Raw genomic sequence first — 16,250 nt, 5'->3', positions numbered from 1 at the left:
CGTACCCGATGGGCTGCGTGACCCGCTTGGCGCTGAGGGCATGCGCGCGCCGGTACCGCCCGGTGGAACACCCGGGCCGCCGGGGCATGGGCATTGCCCCGCCCGCGCGATGGACATCGACATGGGTTTGGACGCGACGGCCGCGCTGCTGCAGCGGCTCCTGGCGTGGGGGCTGATGCCGCTGTGGCTGCTGGCTGGCTTTGGCGACTGGCTCTGCCACCGCGCGCAGCGCATCGAGGACAGCGCGGGCACCAGGGAGTCGCTGCTGCACTGGCTGATGCTGCTGGAGATGGGCTCGGCGCTGGCCGCCGCGCTGCTGCTGGAACTCAATGCGGGCGTGCTAGCGCTGCTGCTGGTGCTGTGTGCCGCGCACGAGCTCACCACCTGGTGGGACCTGCGCTTTGCCTACCCGCGCCGGCGCATCCCGCCCGTCGAACAGTGGTTCCACGCGCTGCAGTTCTCGCTGCCCTGGGTGGGTTTCGTGTCGCTGGCGCTCATACACCGCGGCCAGGCCGCTGCGCTGCTGGGCCGGGGCGAGGCGGCGGACTGGACGTTCAGGCTCAAGGCGCAGCCGCTGCCGCTTGAATACGTGTGGGCCGTGGCGGTGGCCGGCACGCTGCTGGTGGCCTTGCCGTTTGCGGAGGAAACGCTGCGCTGCCGCCGCGCCGCGGCGAAGGCCGCGCAGCGCTCGCGGCTGCGAGAGGCCGTGCGCGCAGCTCGTTGAAAACGCACCCAGGCAGCAAATGGGCCCCGCCGCCCGCCCCCGTCAACCGCGCTTGTGCTGCACCCCGCCGTGCTCGGGCGCCACGGCCTGCACGCGCCGGCGCGTGCTGGGGTCACGAGCGGCCTGGCCTTCGACCTTTTCTCCCTTTTGCTTGCCGCCGGCGGCGTGGTGCTCGACCAAGGCGTTGATCTCCGAGCCGAGCAAGATGACCAGCCCCACGATGTAGAGCCACAGCATCAGCACGATCACCGCGCCAATGCTGCCGTAGGTCGCGTTGTAGTTGCCGAAGTTGGTGGCGTAGAAGGCAAAGCCCAGCGAGGCGATGATCAATGCGATCACCCCCAGCACGCTGCCCGGCGTGATGAAGACGAACTTCTGCTTCACGTCCGGCGCCAGGTAGTAGATGAGGGCGAAGGCCAGCATCAGCCCCGCCACGATGATCACCCAGCGCAGCGCTGCGAAGAACCACAGCACGGCCTGGTTGAGATTGAAGTACTGGCCCAGCCACTCCTGGATCACGCCGCCCAGGACGATGAGCGAGAAACCACCCACCATCAGCACCACGAACAGGATGCTCAGCCCAATGGCCGTGGCGCGCGCCTTGACGAAGCCGCGGCCCTCCTTGACGTCGTAGGTGATGTTGAGCTCCTGCATCACCGCGTACATGCCGGTGGAGGTGGCCCACAGCGTGGCCAGGAAGCCGAAGGACAGCAGCCCGCCGCGCTGCTCGCCGGTGATTTCCTGCACCACGCTGGCAAAGAGCTGCGCCGCGTTGGCCGGCATGGCCTGGCGCAGCAGGTCCATGATGGCCTGGTCCACGTGCGGGATGGGCAGGAAGGGGATGACGGCCATCACGAAGATCATGGCCGGGAAGATGGCCAGCGTCAGGTAGAAGCCCAGCGCCGCGGCGCCGTTGAAGATGTCGTCGTCGCTGATCTCCTGGTACAGCTCCTTGAAGAACTGCATCAAAGACACGCCGCCAAGCATGAGCGCCTCGCTTTCGTAATCATGGTCCTGGCTTGCTGCGGTGCAATGCGCGTTCCCAGCACGGGCGTGCAGGCTGCCACGGCTCCCGGCTGGCTCAAGGCCTTAGGCGGCGCGGGTGGGAGGAGGGCGCCATTACACTGTCCACTGGTTTTTTATCCACGCCCCCGCCGCGCGCTCTGCGCACTGTTTTCGCCGGGGGCTTTTTCATTGGGACCCATGGACAAGCAGGCGCTGCACGACGTGCTGGATGCGCAGTATTTCGGCCTGGCCGACCGGCTCGAAGGCTTCCAGCCGCGCGAGGGCCAGTTGCAGATGCTGCACGCCATCGCCGACACGCTGGCCGAGGCCGACTTCGACCCCGCCAACCCGCCCGCCACCAAGGTCGCCGTCATCGAGGCCGGCACCGGCGTGGGCAAGACCCGCGCGTACCTGCTCGCCGGCCTGCACCTGGCCCGCGCCCGCAAGGTCAAGCTGCTCGTGTCCACGGCCACCATCGCGCTGCAGGAGCAGCTTATGCACAAGGACTTGCCGGAGCTGGCCAAGACGCTGCAGGAGCCCTTCAGCTACGCGATGCTCAAGGGCCGTGGCCGCTACGTGTGCCTCCTGAAGCTCGACGCCCAGGCCAGCGGCCAAGCCCAGGAGGAGTTCGACCTGGCCGAGCCCGCGCAGCAGGGCGCCGCCGAGGCCGACGCCGCCGTGTTCCAGAAGCTGCAGCGCAAACTGCAGTCCGGCGCCTGGGACGGCGAGCGCGACAGCCTGGAGGGCGAGGCCCTGGCCGGCTGGGGCCGCATCGCCGCCGACCGCCACGCCTGCACGGGCCCCGCCTGCGAGGCCTACCAGGACTGCCTCTACTACGGCGCCAAGCGCGTGGCCGCCGCCGCCGACGTGCTGGTGGCCAACCACGACCTGGTGCTGGCCTCGCTGCGCAGCGACAAGTCCGCGCTGCCCAACGGCGAGCGCGCCATCTACGTCTTCGACGAAGGCCACCACCTGCCCGCCATCGCGCTGTCGCACGGCGCCAGTGAAACGGCGCTGACCAGCACCGCTTGGGCCACCCGCCTGGAGCGGGCGCTGGCCGCCGCCGCCTCGGAGCTGGACTATCCCGCCGAGTCGCTGCCGGACTCCTTGGGCGCGCTGCGCGAAAAGCTCGCGCAACTGGCCCGCGCGCTGCTGGACGCCTACACCACCCGCATCCAGGCCCACGCCGAATCGGCCAGCAGCGAGCCGCTGCGCGTGCGCCTGACCCACGGCAAGCTCTCCGAGGAGCTGCACGGCTTCTGGGACGAGCTGCACCAGGTGGCGGCCGCGGCCGAATCCAAGCTCGCCGACTTCTCCAACTGGATGCGCCGCAAGCGCGGCGAGGACGCCAACAGCGCCGCCCAAGTCAATCCGCACATGCTGGCCATAGGCCCGCAGGCGCGGCGCCTGACCGAGCTGGTCGAGACGGCCGAGCTGATGCTGGACGAGGGCGCCATGCCCCCCGCCAAGTGGTTCGAGTTCCGCGCCGAGGGCGGCGTGGTGCAGCTCGACGCCAAGGCCTGCCCGCTGTTTGCCGGCGGGCTGCTGCAGCGCAACCTGTGGAGCCGGCTGCGCGGCGCGGTGGTGACCTCGGCCACGCTGCGGGCGCTGGGGAAATTCGATTTCTTCGTCCGCGACGCCGGCCTGGACCACGTGGAAGGCACGCGCACGCTGCAGGTGCAAAGCCCTTTCGACTACGGGCAGCAGGGCCGCTTCATCGTCGTGGCCACGCAAGCCAGCCCCAAAGACCCGGCCGCGCACAACCGCGAGTGCGCCGGCCTGATCGCGCGCGACCTGCGCGAAGTGCAGCACGGCGCGCTGCTGCTGTGCTCGTCCTGGGTGCAGTTGCGCGCGGTGGTGGAAGCCATGCCGGTGGAAATCCGCAACGATTTATTGGTGCAGGGCAGCGCCTCGCGCGAGCAGCTGCTGCGCCGCCACCGCGAGGCCGTCGCCCGCGGCCAGCGCTCGGTGCTGGTTGGGCTGCAAAGCTTCGGCGAAGGCCTGGACCTGCCCGGAACTTTGTGCGAATGGGTGCTCATGCCCAAGGTGCCTTTTGCCAACCCGAGCGACCCGGTGTCCGAGGCGCGCAGCGAGTGGCTGGAGGCCAAGGGCCGCAACAGCTTCGTGGAGCTGACGGTGCCGGCCACCGGCGTGCGCCTGAACCAGTGGGCTGGCCGCGGCATACGCAGCGAGCAGGACCGCGCCACGCTCGTGTGCTACGACCCGCGCCTGGCGACGACCCCCTTCGGCCGCCAGCTCCTGGCCGGGCTGCCCCCGTTTGCCAAGCTGCTGCGAAAGGGCGGCAAGGAAACGGTGCTGGAGGTCGGGGAGGGGTAGGGCGGCACCGCCATGAAGCCGTCGCCCGCCCCGCACCGCCTGCTGCCGGCCCTGCTGGCCTGGGTCCTCACGGCCTGCGGCCCGCACCCAGGCGGCCCGCAGCCGCCGCCCGCCGCGCCTGCCGGCCAGTCTGTGCCGCCGCCCGCCACGCTGCGCGCCGAGCCCGGCACCTACACGCTGGATCCCGCCCGCTCCGAGATCGCCGTGCTCGTGCGCCGCGGCGGCGCGCTGGCCCGCCTGGGCCATGACCACGTCGTCAGCCACCCGGCGCTGCAGGGGCATTTCAGCGTGCCGGCCGGCGGCGGCAGCCGTGCCGAGGGCGAGGTCACCGTGCTGCTGTCCGGGCTGGTCGTGGACGACCCCGCGCTGCGCGCGCGCTACGCGCTGGACACGCAGCCCACGCCCGCCGCCGTGGAGGGCACGCGCGCCAACATGCTGCAGCGCGTGCTGCAGGACTATCGTTTTCCGTTGGCGCGGCTGCGCCTGTCGGCCGAGCCGCGCCCGTCCGCCGACGTGGACGTGGAGATCGCCCTGCACGGCGTCACGCGGCGTCAGCGCGTGGCGGTGGACTGGCAGGCCGAGCGCGGCGAGCTGCGCGGGCGCGGCCGCCTCGTGCTGCTGCAAAGCGACTTCGGCATGCAGCCGCTCACCGTGTTGGGCGGCGCGCTGCGCGTGGAAGACCGGCTGGAGATGGATTTCGAGCTGCGCGCCCGCCGCGACCCCGATGGCGCCGCGCCGCGGCCGCCGGCTTGAGCCGGATCAAGGCAAGACCCCGTGCGGGCATGGGACACTGCGCCGCCCCGCCCAGGAGAAGAACGGTCGGCCCCGGTGCCCGTCCACGCCCGGCGTGCTCGCCCGGCGCGCACAGCGCGCTCGCCGCTGCCGTGACGCCTTTCACGACACCACTGGTAAGAAAACGGCCAGACCGGCCGTGCGGGCGAAAAATACCCGTTGGCCGCCGCATCCGGCGGCCGTTTCGTTTCCGGCATGAATTTTCAGTCCCCCTGTCGCCCCGAATCCGCTGCCGCCACGGCCGATGCGTCCTGCGTCGTCCACAACCTGCGCGAGGTGGTGTTCCGCATCGATGTCCAGGGGCGCTGGGCTTTTCTCAACCCGTCCTGGGCCGGCTTGAGCGGCCGCGAGCCCCTTTCCAGCCTGGGGTGCGCCTTCTTGCAGGATGTGCACCCGCTGGACCGCGACAGCGCGCAAGGCCGCTGCCTGGCGCTGCTGGAGGGCGACCAGGCCGAATGGCGCCAGACGCTGCGGCTGCTGCTGGCCGGGGGCGACTTCAAGTGGGTGGAGGTCGCCGCGCGGCCCGCGCTGGACGCCCAGGGCCTCGTGCGCGGCGTGGCCGGCACGCTGGTGGACGTGAGCGAGCGCCGCGCCACCGAGGAGCGGCTGCGCCTGTCGGCCAGCGTCTTCGACGGTGCGCGCGAAGGCATCGCCATCACCGACCCGCAGGGCCGCATCCTGGAGGTCAACGCCGCTTTCCAGGACATCACCGGCTACCGCCGCGAGCAGGTGCTGGGCCGCACGCCGGCCCTCCTGTCCAGCGGCCGCCACGACAAGGCCTTCTACGAGGCGATGTGGGGCGAGCTGCTGTCCACCGGCCAGTGGAGCGGCGAGATCTGGAACCGCCGCGCCGACGGCGCGCTGCTGGCCGAGCTGCTGCGCATCTCCGCCGTGCGCGACGAGCAGGGGCGCCACACCCACTACGTCGCCATCTTCAGCGACATCACCCGGCTCAAGCGCCAGCAGGAAACGCTGGAGCGGCTGGCCCACTACGACCCGCTCACCGGACTGCCCAACCGCGTGCTGCTCACCGACCGGCTGCAGACGCAGATCGCGCAGGCCGAGCGCCGTCGCGAGCCGCTGGCCGTGTGCTCGCTGGACCTGGACGGCTTCAAGGCCGTCAACGACGCCTGGGGCCACCCCGTGGGCGACGAGCTGCTGGTGCAGGCCGCCGAGCGCATGCGCCTGGCCCTGCGCGCCGGCGACACCGTGGCGCGCTTGGGCGGCGACGAGTTCGTCCTCATCCTGGACCACGCGCCCAGCGAGGCCGAGGTCGGCGCGCTGGCCGAGCGCGTGCTCGCCACGCTGGGCGCGCCCTACACCCTCATGGGGCGCGAGGCGCGCGTGACCGCCAGCCTGGGCATCGCGCTGTTCCCGCAGCACGGCACCACGCCGGAGCGGCTGCTGCGCAATGCCGACCAGGCCATGCTGCGCGCCAAGCGCCAGGGCAAGAACCTGGCGTGCCTCGTCGTCGGCGACGAGGCCGAGGTGGCCGCGCGCGAGCAGCACGCCACGGCGCTGCACGAGGCGCTGCTCGGCGGCGAGCTGTGCCTGTACTTCCAGCCCAAGGTGGAAGCGCGCACCCAGCGCCCCGTGGGCGCCGAAGGGCTGCTGCGCTGGCTGCACCCCGTGCGCGGCGTGCTCACGCCGGGCGAGTTCCTGCCGCAGATCCACGGCACGGAGCTGGAGTGCGAGATCGACTGGCTGGTGCTGGAGCAGGGCATGGCGCAGCTTGGGCGCTGGACGCTCGAAGGCCACGACATGTCGCTGAGCCTGAACCTGTGCGCCGCCACGCTGCTGCACCCGCAGTTCACGTCGCGCGTGGCGCTGCTGGCCCGCGAGCACGGCGTGCCGCGCGGGCGGCTGGAGCTGGAGGTGCTGGAAACCGCCGCGCTGGCCGACCTGGCCGCCGTGGCGCAGGCCATGGAGGCCTGCGCGCAGTTGGGCGTGTGCTTCGCGCTGGACGACTTCGGCACCGGCTATTCCTCGCTGCACTACCTGCGCCAGCTCCCGGTGAAGTGGCTCAAGATCGACCAGGGCTTCGTGCGGCGCATGCTCACCGACGAGGGCGACATGCACATCGTCCGCGCCGTCGTGGGCCTGGCCGCCGCCTTTGGCGTGCGCACCGTGGCCGAGGGCGTGGAAACCGCCGCCCACGCCCAAGCCCTCACCGCGCTGGGCTGCGACCTGCTGCAGGGCTACTGGTTCGCCCGCCCAATGCCCGCGGTCGCGCTGCTGCAGTGGCTGCAGGAGCGCCAGGCCGGCCCGCGCCTGCCGGAAGCTCCCCACGCGCTGCGTGAAGCCGGCGCCTGATCCAGCCTTTCAAAAATCCAGAATTCAGCGTTCACGGCCTCCCGCATGGAGGCCGGGCTTGGCGTACCTATCCTTTTGTCCATGCAGTGATTAACTGCTTCAACGGATTTCAACGGAGTACGCCATGAAGGTTTTGCATCTGGATTCCAGCCCGCTCGGTGGCGCCTCGGCAACGCGCGAGCTGACGGCCTCGCTGGCCTCGGCCTACCAGGCCACCGGCGCCCAAGTGACCTACCGCGACCTGGCGGCGCAGCCCATCGCGCACCTGGACGGCGAGCTGCTGCAGGCCCTGCGCCCCGCGCCCGGCGCCCCCGCTCCCACGGGCGAGGTTGTGGCGCGCGAGCTGGCGCTCACCGAGGAGCTGCTGGCCGAGTTCCTGGCCGCGGACGTCGTGATCGTGGGCGCGCCCATGTACAACTTCTCGGTGCCCACGCAACTCAAGGCGTGGATAGACCGCATCGCGCAGGCCGGCCGCACCTTCCGCTACACGGCCGAAGGCCCGGTGGGCCTGGCCGGCGGTCGCAAGGTCGTGGTCGCCTCGGCCCGCGGCGGCCGCTACGCCGGCACGGCCTATGAACAGGCCATGGACCACCAGGAGGCCTACCTGCGCGCCGTCTTCGGCTTCCTGGGCATCACCGACGTGGACGTGGTGCGCGCCGAGGGCGTGGCCATGGGCCCCGAGGCCCGCGCCGCCGCGCTGGCGCAGGCCAAGCAGGCCGGCAGCGAGGCCGTCGCGGCCTGAGCGGGTGCCGGCCACCGTCAGGAGAGCCGGCAAAATCGGGGGTCGTGACCTGCGCGGGCGTGTGCAAGCGCCTGCCAGGCTTTGCCGGCCGCACCCGTGAGTGCGGCCGGCGTGCCTTCCTGAAGAATTCATCCGCCCATGAGCAGCCTGCCCCCTTGCCCCGCCTGCAACTCCGCGTTCACCTATGAAGACGGCGCCCTGCTGGTCTGTCCGGAGTGCGCGCACGAATGGAGCCCCGACGCCGCGCCGGCCCAAGCGGCCCAGCGCGTGTGGAAGGACGCGCACGGCAACGTGCTGCAGGACGGCGACACGGTCACGCTCGTCAAGGACCTGAAGGTCAAGGGCTCGTCCACCGCCATCAAGGTCGGCACCAAGGTGAAGAACATCCGGCTGGTCGAAGGCGACCACGACATCGACTGCAAGATCGACGGCTTCGGCGCCATGCAGTTGAAGTCCGAGTTCGTCAAGAAGGCTTGAGCCGGGTGCAACCGGCCCCGCCCGGCCACGGCGGCACTGGCTCCGGAGCCGGGCCGGCCGGCGATCCAGGCCCGGCTGCGCACCGCCGCGCGGTGTGCGCGCGCTGCCTGCGCCCGCAGGCCACCTGCCTGTGCGCGCTGGCGCGGCCCACCGGCCACCGTACCGAGGTGCTGGTGCTTCAGCACCCGCAGGAGCAGCGCCAGGCCAAGAACAGCGTGGCGCTGCTGCGGCTGTCGCTGGCGCACTGCGAGGTGGTGGTCGGCGAGCGTTTCGAGCCCGCGGCGCTGCAGGCCCTGCTGCACCGCCCCGGCAGGCAGACGCGGCTGCTATACCCGGACGTGCCGGCCGCGCCCGCGCCGCCGGCCCCGCCGGCCGCCGGCGCGCCGCTGCGGCTCGTCGTGATCGACGCGACCTGGCGCAAGAGCCTGCGCATGCTGCTCGAACACCCCGCCCTGGCCGCGCTGCCGCGGCTGTCGCTGGACGCGCCGCAGCCCACGCGCTACCGCGCCATCCGCGCGGCGCGGCGGGCCGACCAGGTCTCCACGCTGGAAGCCACCGTGCAGGCGCTGGCCATGCTCGAAGGCCCCTGCTTCCAGGCCGCGCCGCTGTTGGACGCCTTTGGCCGCTTCGTCGCGGACGTGCAGGCCCGCCAGCGGCCGGCGGGCGCCGAAGGCCCGGCGCCGCCCGGCGGCGGCTCATGAAACCCTGAGGCTCATTTCCCGGCCCGTGATGCGGGCCCACGGGCCGTGCGGGCTGGCGGCATGCCGCTTGCCCTCTATCCGGCCCAAAGGACGCGGCAGGCCGCCTGACGGCGCCGGTTCGGCGAGGGGCCGGGCCACTGCAGGCCGACCGTCTGAGGAAAGGCCGCCATGTCCGAGAGTTCCCACGGCTGCCCAAGCGGCGATATGCAGGCGCTGCTGGCAGCCATCGTGTCGTCGTCCGACGACGCCATCCTCAGCACCACGCTGGACGGCGTGATCACCTCCTGGAACGCCGGGGCCGAGCGCATGTACGGTTACACGGCCGCCGAGGCCCTGGGCCATCCCTTGGCATTGATCGTGCCTGACGACCGCACCGAGGAGGCGCTGGCCATGCTGCGCCGCGTGGCCGGCGGCGAGCGCGTGGCGCACCACGAAACCGTGCGCCTCACCCGCGCGGGCCGGCGCATCGACGTGCTGCTGGGCATCTCGCCCGTGCGCGACCGCAGCGGGCGCGTGGTGGGCGTGTCCAAGGTGGCGCGCGACATCACCGCCGAGAAGGCCGCGCAGGCGCTGCGCCGCCAGGCCGAGGAGCGCCTGCAGCTCATCACCGACAACGTGCCCGCGCTCATCGCCTACGTGGACGGCGACTGCCGCTACCGCTTCGTCAACCAGGCCTACGAGCAGTGGTTCGGCCTGCCGCGCGAGCGCATCGTGGGCCGCCGCGTGGCCGACGTGGTGGGCGAGGACGCCTGGCGCGCCGTGGGCCCGCGCATGGCGCGCGTGCTCGCGGGCGAGGCCGTGCAGTACGAGGCCGAGCTCTACATCCGGGGCGCGGGCCGGCGCTGCATTGAGGCCAGCTACGTGCCGCACCGCGGCCCAAAGGGTCGCGTGGAAGGCATCGCCGTCATGGTCCATGACATTTCAGCGCGCATGCGCGCCGCGCAGGCGCAGGCGCGCAGCGAGGAGCGGCTGGCGCTGGCCGTGCGCGCCGCGGACATGGGCATCTTCGACCTGGACCACGCCGCCGCCACGCTGCACGCCAGCGCCGAGCTGCGCGAGCTGCTGGGCTGGCCGCCGCGACTGGCGGTGGACGCCCAATCGCTGCGGGACGCCGTGCATCCCCTGGACCGCGAGGTGTATGACAGCCGCCGCCGCGCCGCCGAGGACCCGCGCGGTGACGGCGTGTTCACGCTGGAGTACCGCGTGCTGCACCCCGACGGCGCGCTGCGCTGGGTCAGCGCGCGCGCGCAGACCCTCTTCGATGGCGAGGGGGCGCAGCGCCGCGCCGTGCGCACCACCGGCGTGCTGCTGGACGTGAGCGAGCGCCACGAGGTCGAGCAGGCGTTGCGCCGCAGCGAGGCGCTGCACCGGCTGCTGGTGTCCATGCACGAGGCCACGGCCGCGCAGCGCGACCCGCGCGCGGTGCAGCGCGAGGTGGCGCAGCGCTTGGGCCGCCACCTGGGGGCCAGCCGCTGCCTGTACGCCGAGTTCGAGGACGACGGCCGCCACGCCCGCGTGTTGCACGACTACGCCGACGGCGTGCCCAGCATCGCCGGCGTGCACCGCATGGTGGACTTCGGCCTCGCGCTGCGCCAGGCCTTGTCCGCCGGTGAAACCTTCGTGGTGGAAGACGTGCGCAGCGACCCGCGGCTGGCCGACGGCGGCACGCTCGCGGCCTACGCCGCGCTTGGGCTGGTGGCGCAGTTGTGCGTGCCGCTGGTCAAGGACGGCAAGCTCGTCGCCGCGCTGTCCGTGCACCAGCGCGGCCCGCGCCGCTGGGAGCGCGACGAGATCGCGCTGGTGGAGCAGCTCGCGCAGCGCACCTGGTTCGCGCTGGAGACGGCGCATGCCCAGGCGCGGCTGCGCGAGAGCCGCGACGTGCTGGGCCTGGCCATGCGCGCCGGGCGCATGGGCGCGTGGTCGCGCGACCTCTCCACCGGGTGCGAGTGGTGGAGCCACGAGCTGGAGGAGATCTTCGGCCTGGCGCCGGGCAGCTTCGGCGGCAGCGAGGCGGACTTCCTGGCCTTGCTCCACCCCGAGGACCGCGAGGCCGTGCGCGACGCCGTGCAAGAGGGCATACGCCAGGCGGGCGACTACGCGGTGGAGTTCCGCTTTCGCCATGCCGGCGGGCAGTGGCGCTGGATGGAGGGGCGCGGCCGCATCGTGGCCGATGCCGCCGGGCAGCCGGCCATGCTCTACGGGCTGGGCATAGACATCACCGAGCGCAAGGGCGCCGAGCAGGAGCTGCAGCGCCTGAACGCCGAGCTGCAGCACGCCGCGCGGCGCAAGGACGAGTTCCTCGCCACCCTGGCCCACGAGCTGCGCAACCCGCTGGCGCCCATGCGCAACGCGCTGGAAATCCAGCGCCTGCGCCTGCCGGCCGAGGACGCTCAGTTGCGCTGGTCGCACGAGCTGCTGCAGCGGCAGTTGCGCCAGCTCACGCGGCTGGTGGACGACTTGTTGGAGATCGCCCGCATCAGCCAGGGCCGCCTGGAGCTGCGCCGCGAGCCGCTGGCGCTGTCGGAGGTGGTGCAGGGCGCCGTGGACGCCGCGCTGCCGCAGATGCAGGCGCGGCGCCACGCGCTCAGCGTGTCGCTGCCGCAGGAGCCGCTGCACCTGGTGGGCGACGCCGCGCGCCTCACGCAACTGCTGCTCAACCTGCTCAACAACGCCGCTCAGTACACGCCGCAGGGTGGGCGCATCGCGCTGGCCGTGCGGCGCGAGGAGAACAAGGAGGGCGACGGGGCCGAAAGCGGCGACCAGGGCGCAGGGGAGGCACAGGGCGCCGCGGGCGAAGTGGTCGTCACCGTCACGGACAACGGCATAGGGCTGGCCGCCGAGCACCTGCCGCACATCTTCGACATGTTTTCCCAGGTGCAGCCCGCGCTGGAGCGCACGCATGGCGGGCTGGGCGTGGGCCTGGCGCTGGCGCGGGCGCTGGCCGTGCTGCACGGCGGGCAGTTGAGCGCGCGCAGCGAGGGTGCGGGGTGCGGCAGCGAATTCGAGCTGCGGCTGCCGCTGCCGGCGCAGCCCGGCGCCGTGGCGCCGCAGCAGGACGACGGCGCGCCCGCGGGCGCGCCGCAGGCTGCCGCGCGCCGCGTCATGGTGGTGGACGACAACCCCGATGCCGCCGAAAGCCTGGCGCTGCTGCTGGAGCTGCAGGGCCACGAGGTGCGCACCGCGCACGACGGGCTGGCCGCCGTGGCGCTGGCGCAGGCGTTCCGCCCGGCGCTGGCCATCGTGGACATCGGCCTGCCGGGCATCAGCGGCTACGAGGTGGCGCGCCGCATCCGCGCGCAGCCCGGCGGCGCGGCGCTGCTGCTGGTGGCGCTCACCGGCTGGGGGCAGGCGCAGGACAAGCAGGCCGCGCTGGAGGCGGGGTTCGACCGGCACCTCACCAAGCCCGTGGCGCCGCAGCAGTTGGACGAGCTGTTCGCGCTGGAGCCCTTGGGCCGCACGGCGGCCGCCTGACACCGGCACAACGGCCACGGCGCCCGCGCGATGGATTTCAACCTTGGGGTGTTGCCGGCCGCCTGAGGCCGATGCTTGCGTCCGCAGCCACCATCCCCCGCCGCCCGGGGGCGCGCCGGGGACGGTCCGGGGATGGCGGCGGCCCTTCGTTTGCGTCAGGGCAGCGCCGCACTCGGGTGCAGGCGGCGGCTTGCAGCCCCTGGGCTACCATCCCCGGCTGCCGCCGCTTTGCAGTTTCACGCGGCGGGCCGACAAGGACAGCATGGGGATGGGGACCGACGACGCATACGCCGAGCTTGGACTGGCCGCCGGCGCAAGCGACCACGAAATCAAGGCCGCCTGGCGGCGCCTGGTGTCGCAATGGCACCCGGACCGCAACGCCAGCCCACAGGCGCTGGTGCGCATGCAGCGCATCAACACCGCCTTTGAATTGCTGCGCCAAGGCCTGGAGGCCGACGACGCGGCGCCGCCGGCCGCTCCCGCGCAGCCTGCGCCGCAGCCGGCCGCGCGGTCGGCCAAGCCCGCGTCCGGCGGCGGCTGGACGCAGCCGCCCCAGCCGCCGCGCCCGCCCTGGCACATCGAGCGCAAATTGAAATTGACGCTGGAGCAGGCCGCCGCGGGCGGGCGCATGGTGCTGCGCGGGCGCCACGTGGAGCGCTGCGTGGCCTGCGAGGGCGTGGGTTTCAGACACAGCCCGCGCCCGTGCGAGCCCTGCCACGGCGTTGGGCGCATAGGCCGGCGCAACTTTTTCGGCTGGGTAGCGGGTTTCGAGACCTGCGGCGAGTGCCAGGGCGACGGCCTGGCGCGGCTGGCCTGCGAGGCCTGCGACGGGCAAGGCGAGCTTGGGCGCTGCCGCTACGAGATCGCGGTGGACCTGCCCGCGGGCCTGCGCGACGGCGAGACGCTGGACCTCTCGGCCGGCGGCACGCAGGGCGACCGGCTCAAGCTGCACGTCGTCCTGCGCGAGCACCCGTTTTTCCGCCTGGAAGCCGACGGCACCCTGCACTGCGAGATGCCGGTGGACGGCTTCTTGTGGATGGCCAACCGCTGGACCGACGTGCCCACCCTCTACGGCCCGCAGCAGTTGCGGCTGGACCGCCGCCACCTGCGCTACCGGCTGCGCGGCCAGGGCTTCCCGAAGGAGCACGGCGGCGCGCGCGGGCACTACATCGTGGACGTGAAGCCGCTGTTCCCCGCGCAGTTCACGCGCGAGCAGGAGCAGCTCATAGAACGCCTGGCCGCCTCGCAGCGCCACGCGCCGGGCACGCCCCTGCACGAGTGGCAGGGCAAGGTGGCGCGGTGGAAGGCGAAGGTGGCGGGCTGAAGAACGCCAGGTGTTGGGCTGCCGTGGTGCGGGCAGCGAGCACCGCGGTGATGACGGCTTGGAGTGCGCTGCAGCCCAGTTTCCGGCTGGCGCTTGCAGCGCCTTTCTGATCAGCCGTCAGCCGTCAGCCGTCAGCCGTCAGCCGTCAGCCGCTCAGCACCCGCGCCCGCGGCCCAGCACGCCGCCGGCCACGGCGCCGCCCACGGTGCCCAGGGTGCTCTGGTCGGTCAGCACCGAGCCGGCCACGCCGCCTACGGCGGCACCCACGGCCGTGTTCTTGGAGCACTGGTCCATGCTGGCGCAGCCGCCGGCCAGCAGCGCGGTGACGAGGGTGGCGGCGAGCATCAGGCCGCGGCGTTGGGGAAGCTTTCGCATGGTGGTCTCCGTTTGTTGGGGGCCGGATGTCGGCCGTGGACACAGCATCTCCGGCATCCCCCGTGCCCGCCATCGGACGGCGCCACCGCCGCGTGTCGGATAGCGCCCACACCGGACAGGGGAGGGCGCCTCCCGGGCCACGGCGCGGGCTCAGCCGTCCTGGCGCCGGTCCGGCCGCTGCTGCAGTCTTGCCAGCAGCCCGTCGCGCCCGCTCAAGCCCCGCGCCATGAACAGCAGCCCGCCCACGGTGGCCGCCGTGCGCAGCAGCGCGCTGGAGGAGCGCCGCCCGCGCAGCAGCAGCGCCGCGCCCGTGCCGAAAGCGAACCAGTGCTCGCCCGGCACGCTTGGGCGCTGGTCGTCCAGGCGCTTGAGCGCCCGCAGCCGCTCGGCTGCGCGCTGCAGCGGGCTCTGCGGCGCGGCGGGCGTGCCTTCGTGGACGTCGTCCGGGATGGGGTGGGCCGCGGTGACCGGCGTGGCGGCGGCAGTGGCGATGGTGGGAAGAGGGGGCATGGCAGCAAGCTCCTGTCGGCCTGGAAGGCCAAGAGGCGCGCTTTGCGGCAAGCGCGATGCCCATCGCTTGGGCCGGCCCAAGCGGTGCGCGCCTAGCATGCGTGCCATGCAAGCCTCTTCTCTCCTGCACAGCCCCGCCGCCGAACGCAACCGCGAGCCCATCCTGCAAGTGCTGCAACGCGTACTGCCGGGCGCGGGCGGCACGGCGCTGGAAATCGCCGCCGGCAGCGGCCAGCACGCGGCGCATTTCGCCCGGGCGCTGCCCAACTGGCAGTGGCTGCCCAGCGACGGCGACGCGCGCGTGCTGCCCTCCATCGCCGCCTGGTGCGACGGCCTGCCCAACGTGCTGCCGCCGCTGCACGTGGACGTGGCCGCGCCGCAGTGGGACGGCGTGCCGCCGGCGCTGGACGCCCTCTACTGCGCCAACATGGTCCACATCAGCCCCTGGGCCTGCTGCGAGGGCCTCATGCGCGGCGCGGCGCGCCATCTCAAGGCCGGCGCGCCACTGGTCCTCTACGGCCCCTTCATCCAGGACAGCGTGCCCACCGCGCCCAGCAACCTCGCCTTCGATGCCGACCTGCGCGCGCGCGACCCCGCGTGGGGCCTGCGCCGCCTGGCCGACGTGGCCGACCTGGCGCGCGAAGCGGGGCTGCGCTTCCAGGAGTCCGTGGCCCTGCCGGCCAACAACCTGCTGCTGGTTTTCCTGCGCGCGGGCGGCTGAAGCGGCCGGGCGGGGGGTGTTAGACGGTCTAACACCGGGTTCGCGGGGGCGGCGCCGCGGGCCGCGGCGTCAGGCCTCCTCGCCCTCGTCGGCGGCGTGGCGCGCCTCCCACAGCGCCAGCACCGACTCCACGGCGGCGCGGCTGAGCTCGTCGCGGGCTTCCGGGTCCTGCAGCCGCGCGCGCTCGGCGTCCGACAGCCCCTCCTCGTCGCCCCCCAGCAGCACGATGGGCGCCAGCACGGCGCCGATGTCCGGGTCGTCGAAGAGGGCGCCCCAGCCTTCGGGGTCCAGCGCCGTGGCCTGCAGGAAGCCGATGCACCAGTCCTCGGCGTCCACCACCTCGCGGCCCTTGACCTCGGCCACGCTCACCACGGGCTCCCAGTCGTCTGGCGTCTCCTTCAGCCGCGTGGCGATGTTGTGCAGGTGGCGCAGCACCAGCACGGCGGTGTCCTTGCGCTTGCGGTTGCTGGGGAAGGGTTTGCCTTCTTCGCCGTCGCCGCCCCAGACCACCGGCAGCCAGCGCGCGGTCGGGAGGGTGCTCACGGGCGTGGGCGCCAGCAGCAGCGCGGTCAAATAACCGTCCAGCGCCTCGACGTTCATGGCCTCGTCGGCGGGCAGCGCCAGCAGCGCCTGGTCCAGCTTGGAGAGTTCTTCGTCGGAGAGCGGCCGGTCGGGCAGGGAAGGGTCGTACTGCGGATAGTCCACGTCGTGCTTTCTGGAATGCGTCAAGGGCCCGGATTGTGGTGTAGCCGCCGGCT

At 72.8% G+C, this 16,250-nt stretch carries 14 protein-coding genes; 10 read left to right on the top strand and 4 right to left on the bottom strand.

The window, feature by feature from the left end; all coding sequences use genetic code 11:
• The first annotated feature begins 121 nt into the window (after nt 1-121).
• Entirely contained in the window at nt 122-724 is a 603-nt protein-coding gene (locus tag SM757_RS11030; RefSeq protein WP_322465507.1) for a diguanylate cyclase, read from the top strand.
• Between the two features lie 42 nt (nt 725-766).
• Here SM757_RS11030 and SM757_RS11025 read toward each other — a convergent pair whose 3' ends face one another.
• Nucleotides 767-1,690, bottom strand: a complete 924-nt coding sequence (locus SM757_RS11025; RefSeq protein ID WP_322465506.1) for a YihY/virulence factor BrkB family protein — start codon at nt 1,688-1,690, stop codon at nt 767-769.
• A 237-nt stretch (nt 1,691-1,927) separates the two neighbouring features.
• Between SM757_RS11025 and dinG the strand changes: the two genes are divergently transcribed.
• The 8 genes from dinG to SM757_RS10985 all read left to right on the top strand — a co-directional run bounded on the left by dinG (nt 1,928) and on the right by SM757_RS10985 (nt 13,886).
• Nucleotides 1,928-4,066, top strand: a complete 2,139-nt coding sequence (gene dinG, locus SM757_RS11020; protein WP_322465505.1) for an ATP-dependent DNA helicase DinG — start codon at nt 1,928-1,930, stop codon at nt 4,064-4,066.
• Between the two features lie 12 nt (nt 4,067-4,078).
• Nucleotides 4,079-4,819, top strand: a complete 741-nt coding sequence (locus SM757_RS11015) for a YceI family protein (RefSeq protein WP_322465504.1) — start codon at nt 4,079-4,081, stop codon at nt 4,817-4,819.
• A gap of 234 nt (nt 4,820-5,053) precedes the next feature.
• A complete protein-coding gene (locus tag SM757_RS11010) occupies nt 5,054-7,171 on the top strand; it encodes a putative bifunctional diguanylate cyclase/phosphodiesterase (RefSeq protein WP_322465503.1) in 2,118 nt (705 codons plus the stop codon).
• A 124-nt stretch (nt 7,172-7,295) separates the two neighbouring features.
• Nucleotides 7,296-7,913 (top strand): FMN-dependent NADH-azoreductase, encoded by a 618-nt coding sequence (locus tag SM757_RS11005; protein ID WP_066338736.1) that lies wholly within the window; start codon nt 7,296-7,298, stop codon nt 7,911-7,913.
• A 138-nt stretch (nt 7,914-8,051) separates the two neighbouring features.
• On the top strand, nt 8,052-8,390 hold the full coding sequence (locus tag SM757_RS11000) for a zinc ribbon domain-containing protein YjdM (RefSeq protein WP_066338734.1): 339 nt from the start codon (nt 8,052-8,054) through the stop codon (nt 8,388-8,390).
• A 92-nt stretch (nt 8,391-8,482) separates the two neighbouring features.
• Nucleotides 8,483-9,091, top strand: a complete 609-nt coding sequence (locus SM757_RS10995) for a tRNA-uridine aminocarboxypropyltransferase (protein ID WP_322465531.1) — start codon at nt 8,483-8,485, stop codon at nt 9,089-9,091.
• 168 nt (nt 9,092-9,259) lie between these two features.
• Nucleotides 9,260-12,562, top strand: a complete 3,303-nt coding sequence (locus SM757_RS10990) for a PAS domain S-box protein (RefSeq protein WP_322465502.1) — start codon at nt 9,260-9,262, stop codon at nt 12,560-12,562.
• Nucleotides 12,563-12,830: 268 nt separating this feature from the next.
• Complete coding sequence (locus SM757_RS10985) at nt 12,831-13,886, top strand: DnaJ C-terminal domain-containing protein (RefSeq protein WP_322465501.1); 1,056 nt, start codon at nt 12,831-12,833, stop codon at nt 13,884-13,886.
• Nucleotides 13,887-14,039: 153 nt separating this feature from the next.
• Here the strand turns inward: SM757_RS10985 and SM757_RS10980 are convergent, their stop codons facing one another.
• Together SM757_RS10980 and SM757_RS10975 are read right to left on the bottom strand one after the other, a co-directional pair.
• Nucleotides 14,040-14,261, bottom strand: coding sequence for a glycine zipper 2TM domain-containing protein (locus SM757_RS10980; RefSeq protein ID WP_066338722.1), 222 nt, complete (start codon nt 14,259-14,261; stop codon nt 14,040-14,042).
• A 150-nt stretch (nt 14,262-14,411) separates the two neighbouring features.
• Nucleotides 14,412-14,771, bottom strand: coding sequence for a hypothetical protein (locus SM757_RS10975; RefSeq protein WP_322465500.1), 360 nt, complete (start codon nt 14,769-14,771; stop codon nt 14,412-14,414).
• A 106-nt stretch (nt 14,772-14,877) separates the two neighbouring features.
• On the opposite strand from SM757_RS10975, the gene SM757_RS10970 reads away from it, so the two are divergent.
• Nucleotides 14,878-15,492, top strand: a complete 615-nt coding sequence (locus SM757_RS10970) for a DUF938 domain-containing protein (protein ID WP_322465499.1) — start codon at nt 14,878-14,880, stop codon at nt 15,490-15,492.
• Between the two features lie 69 nt (nt 15,493-15,561).
• Here SM757_RS10970 and SM757_RS10965 read toward each other — a convergent pair whose 3' ends face one another.
• On the bottom strand, nt 15,562-16,221 hold the full coding sequence (locus SM757_RS10965) for a UPF0149 family protein (RefSeq protein WP_238455841.1): 660 nt from the start codon (nt 16,219-16,221) through the stop codon (nt 15,562-15,564).
• Nucleotides 16,222-16,250 lie beyond the last annotated feature (29 nt).

The sequence above is a fragment of the Azohydromonas lata genome (genome assembly GCF_034427735.1).
Lineage (GTDB): Bacteria > Pseudomonadota > Gammaproteobacteria > Burkholderiales > Burkholderiaceae_C > Azohydromonas > Azohydromonas lata.
Note: the sequence above shows the minus strand (reverse complement) of the source record. Positions and strands in the feature narration are given on the sequence as shown.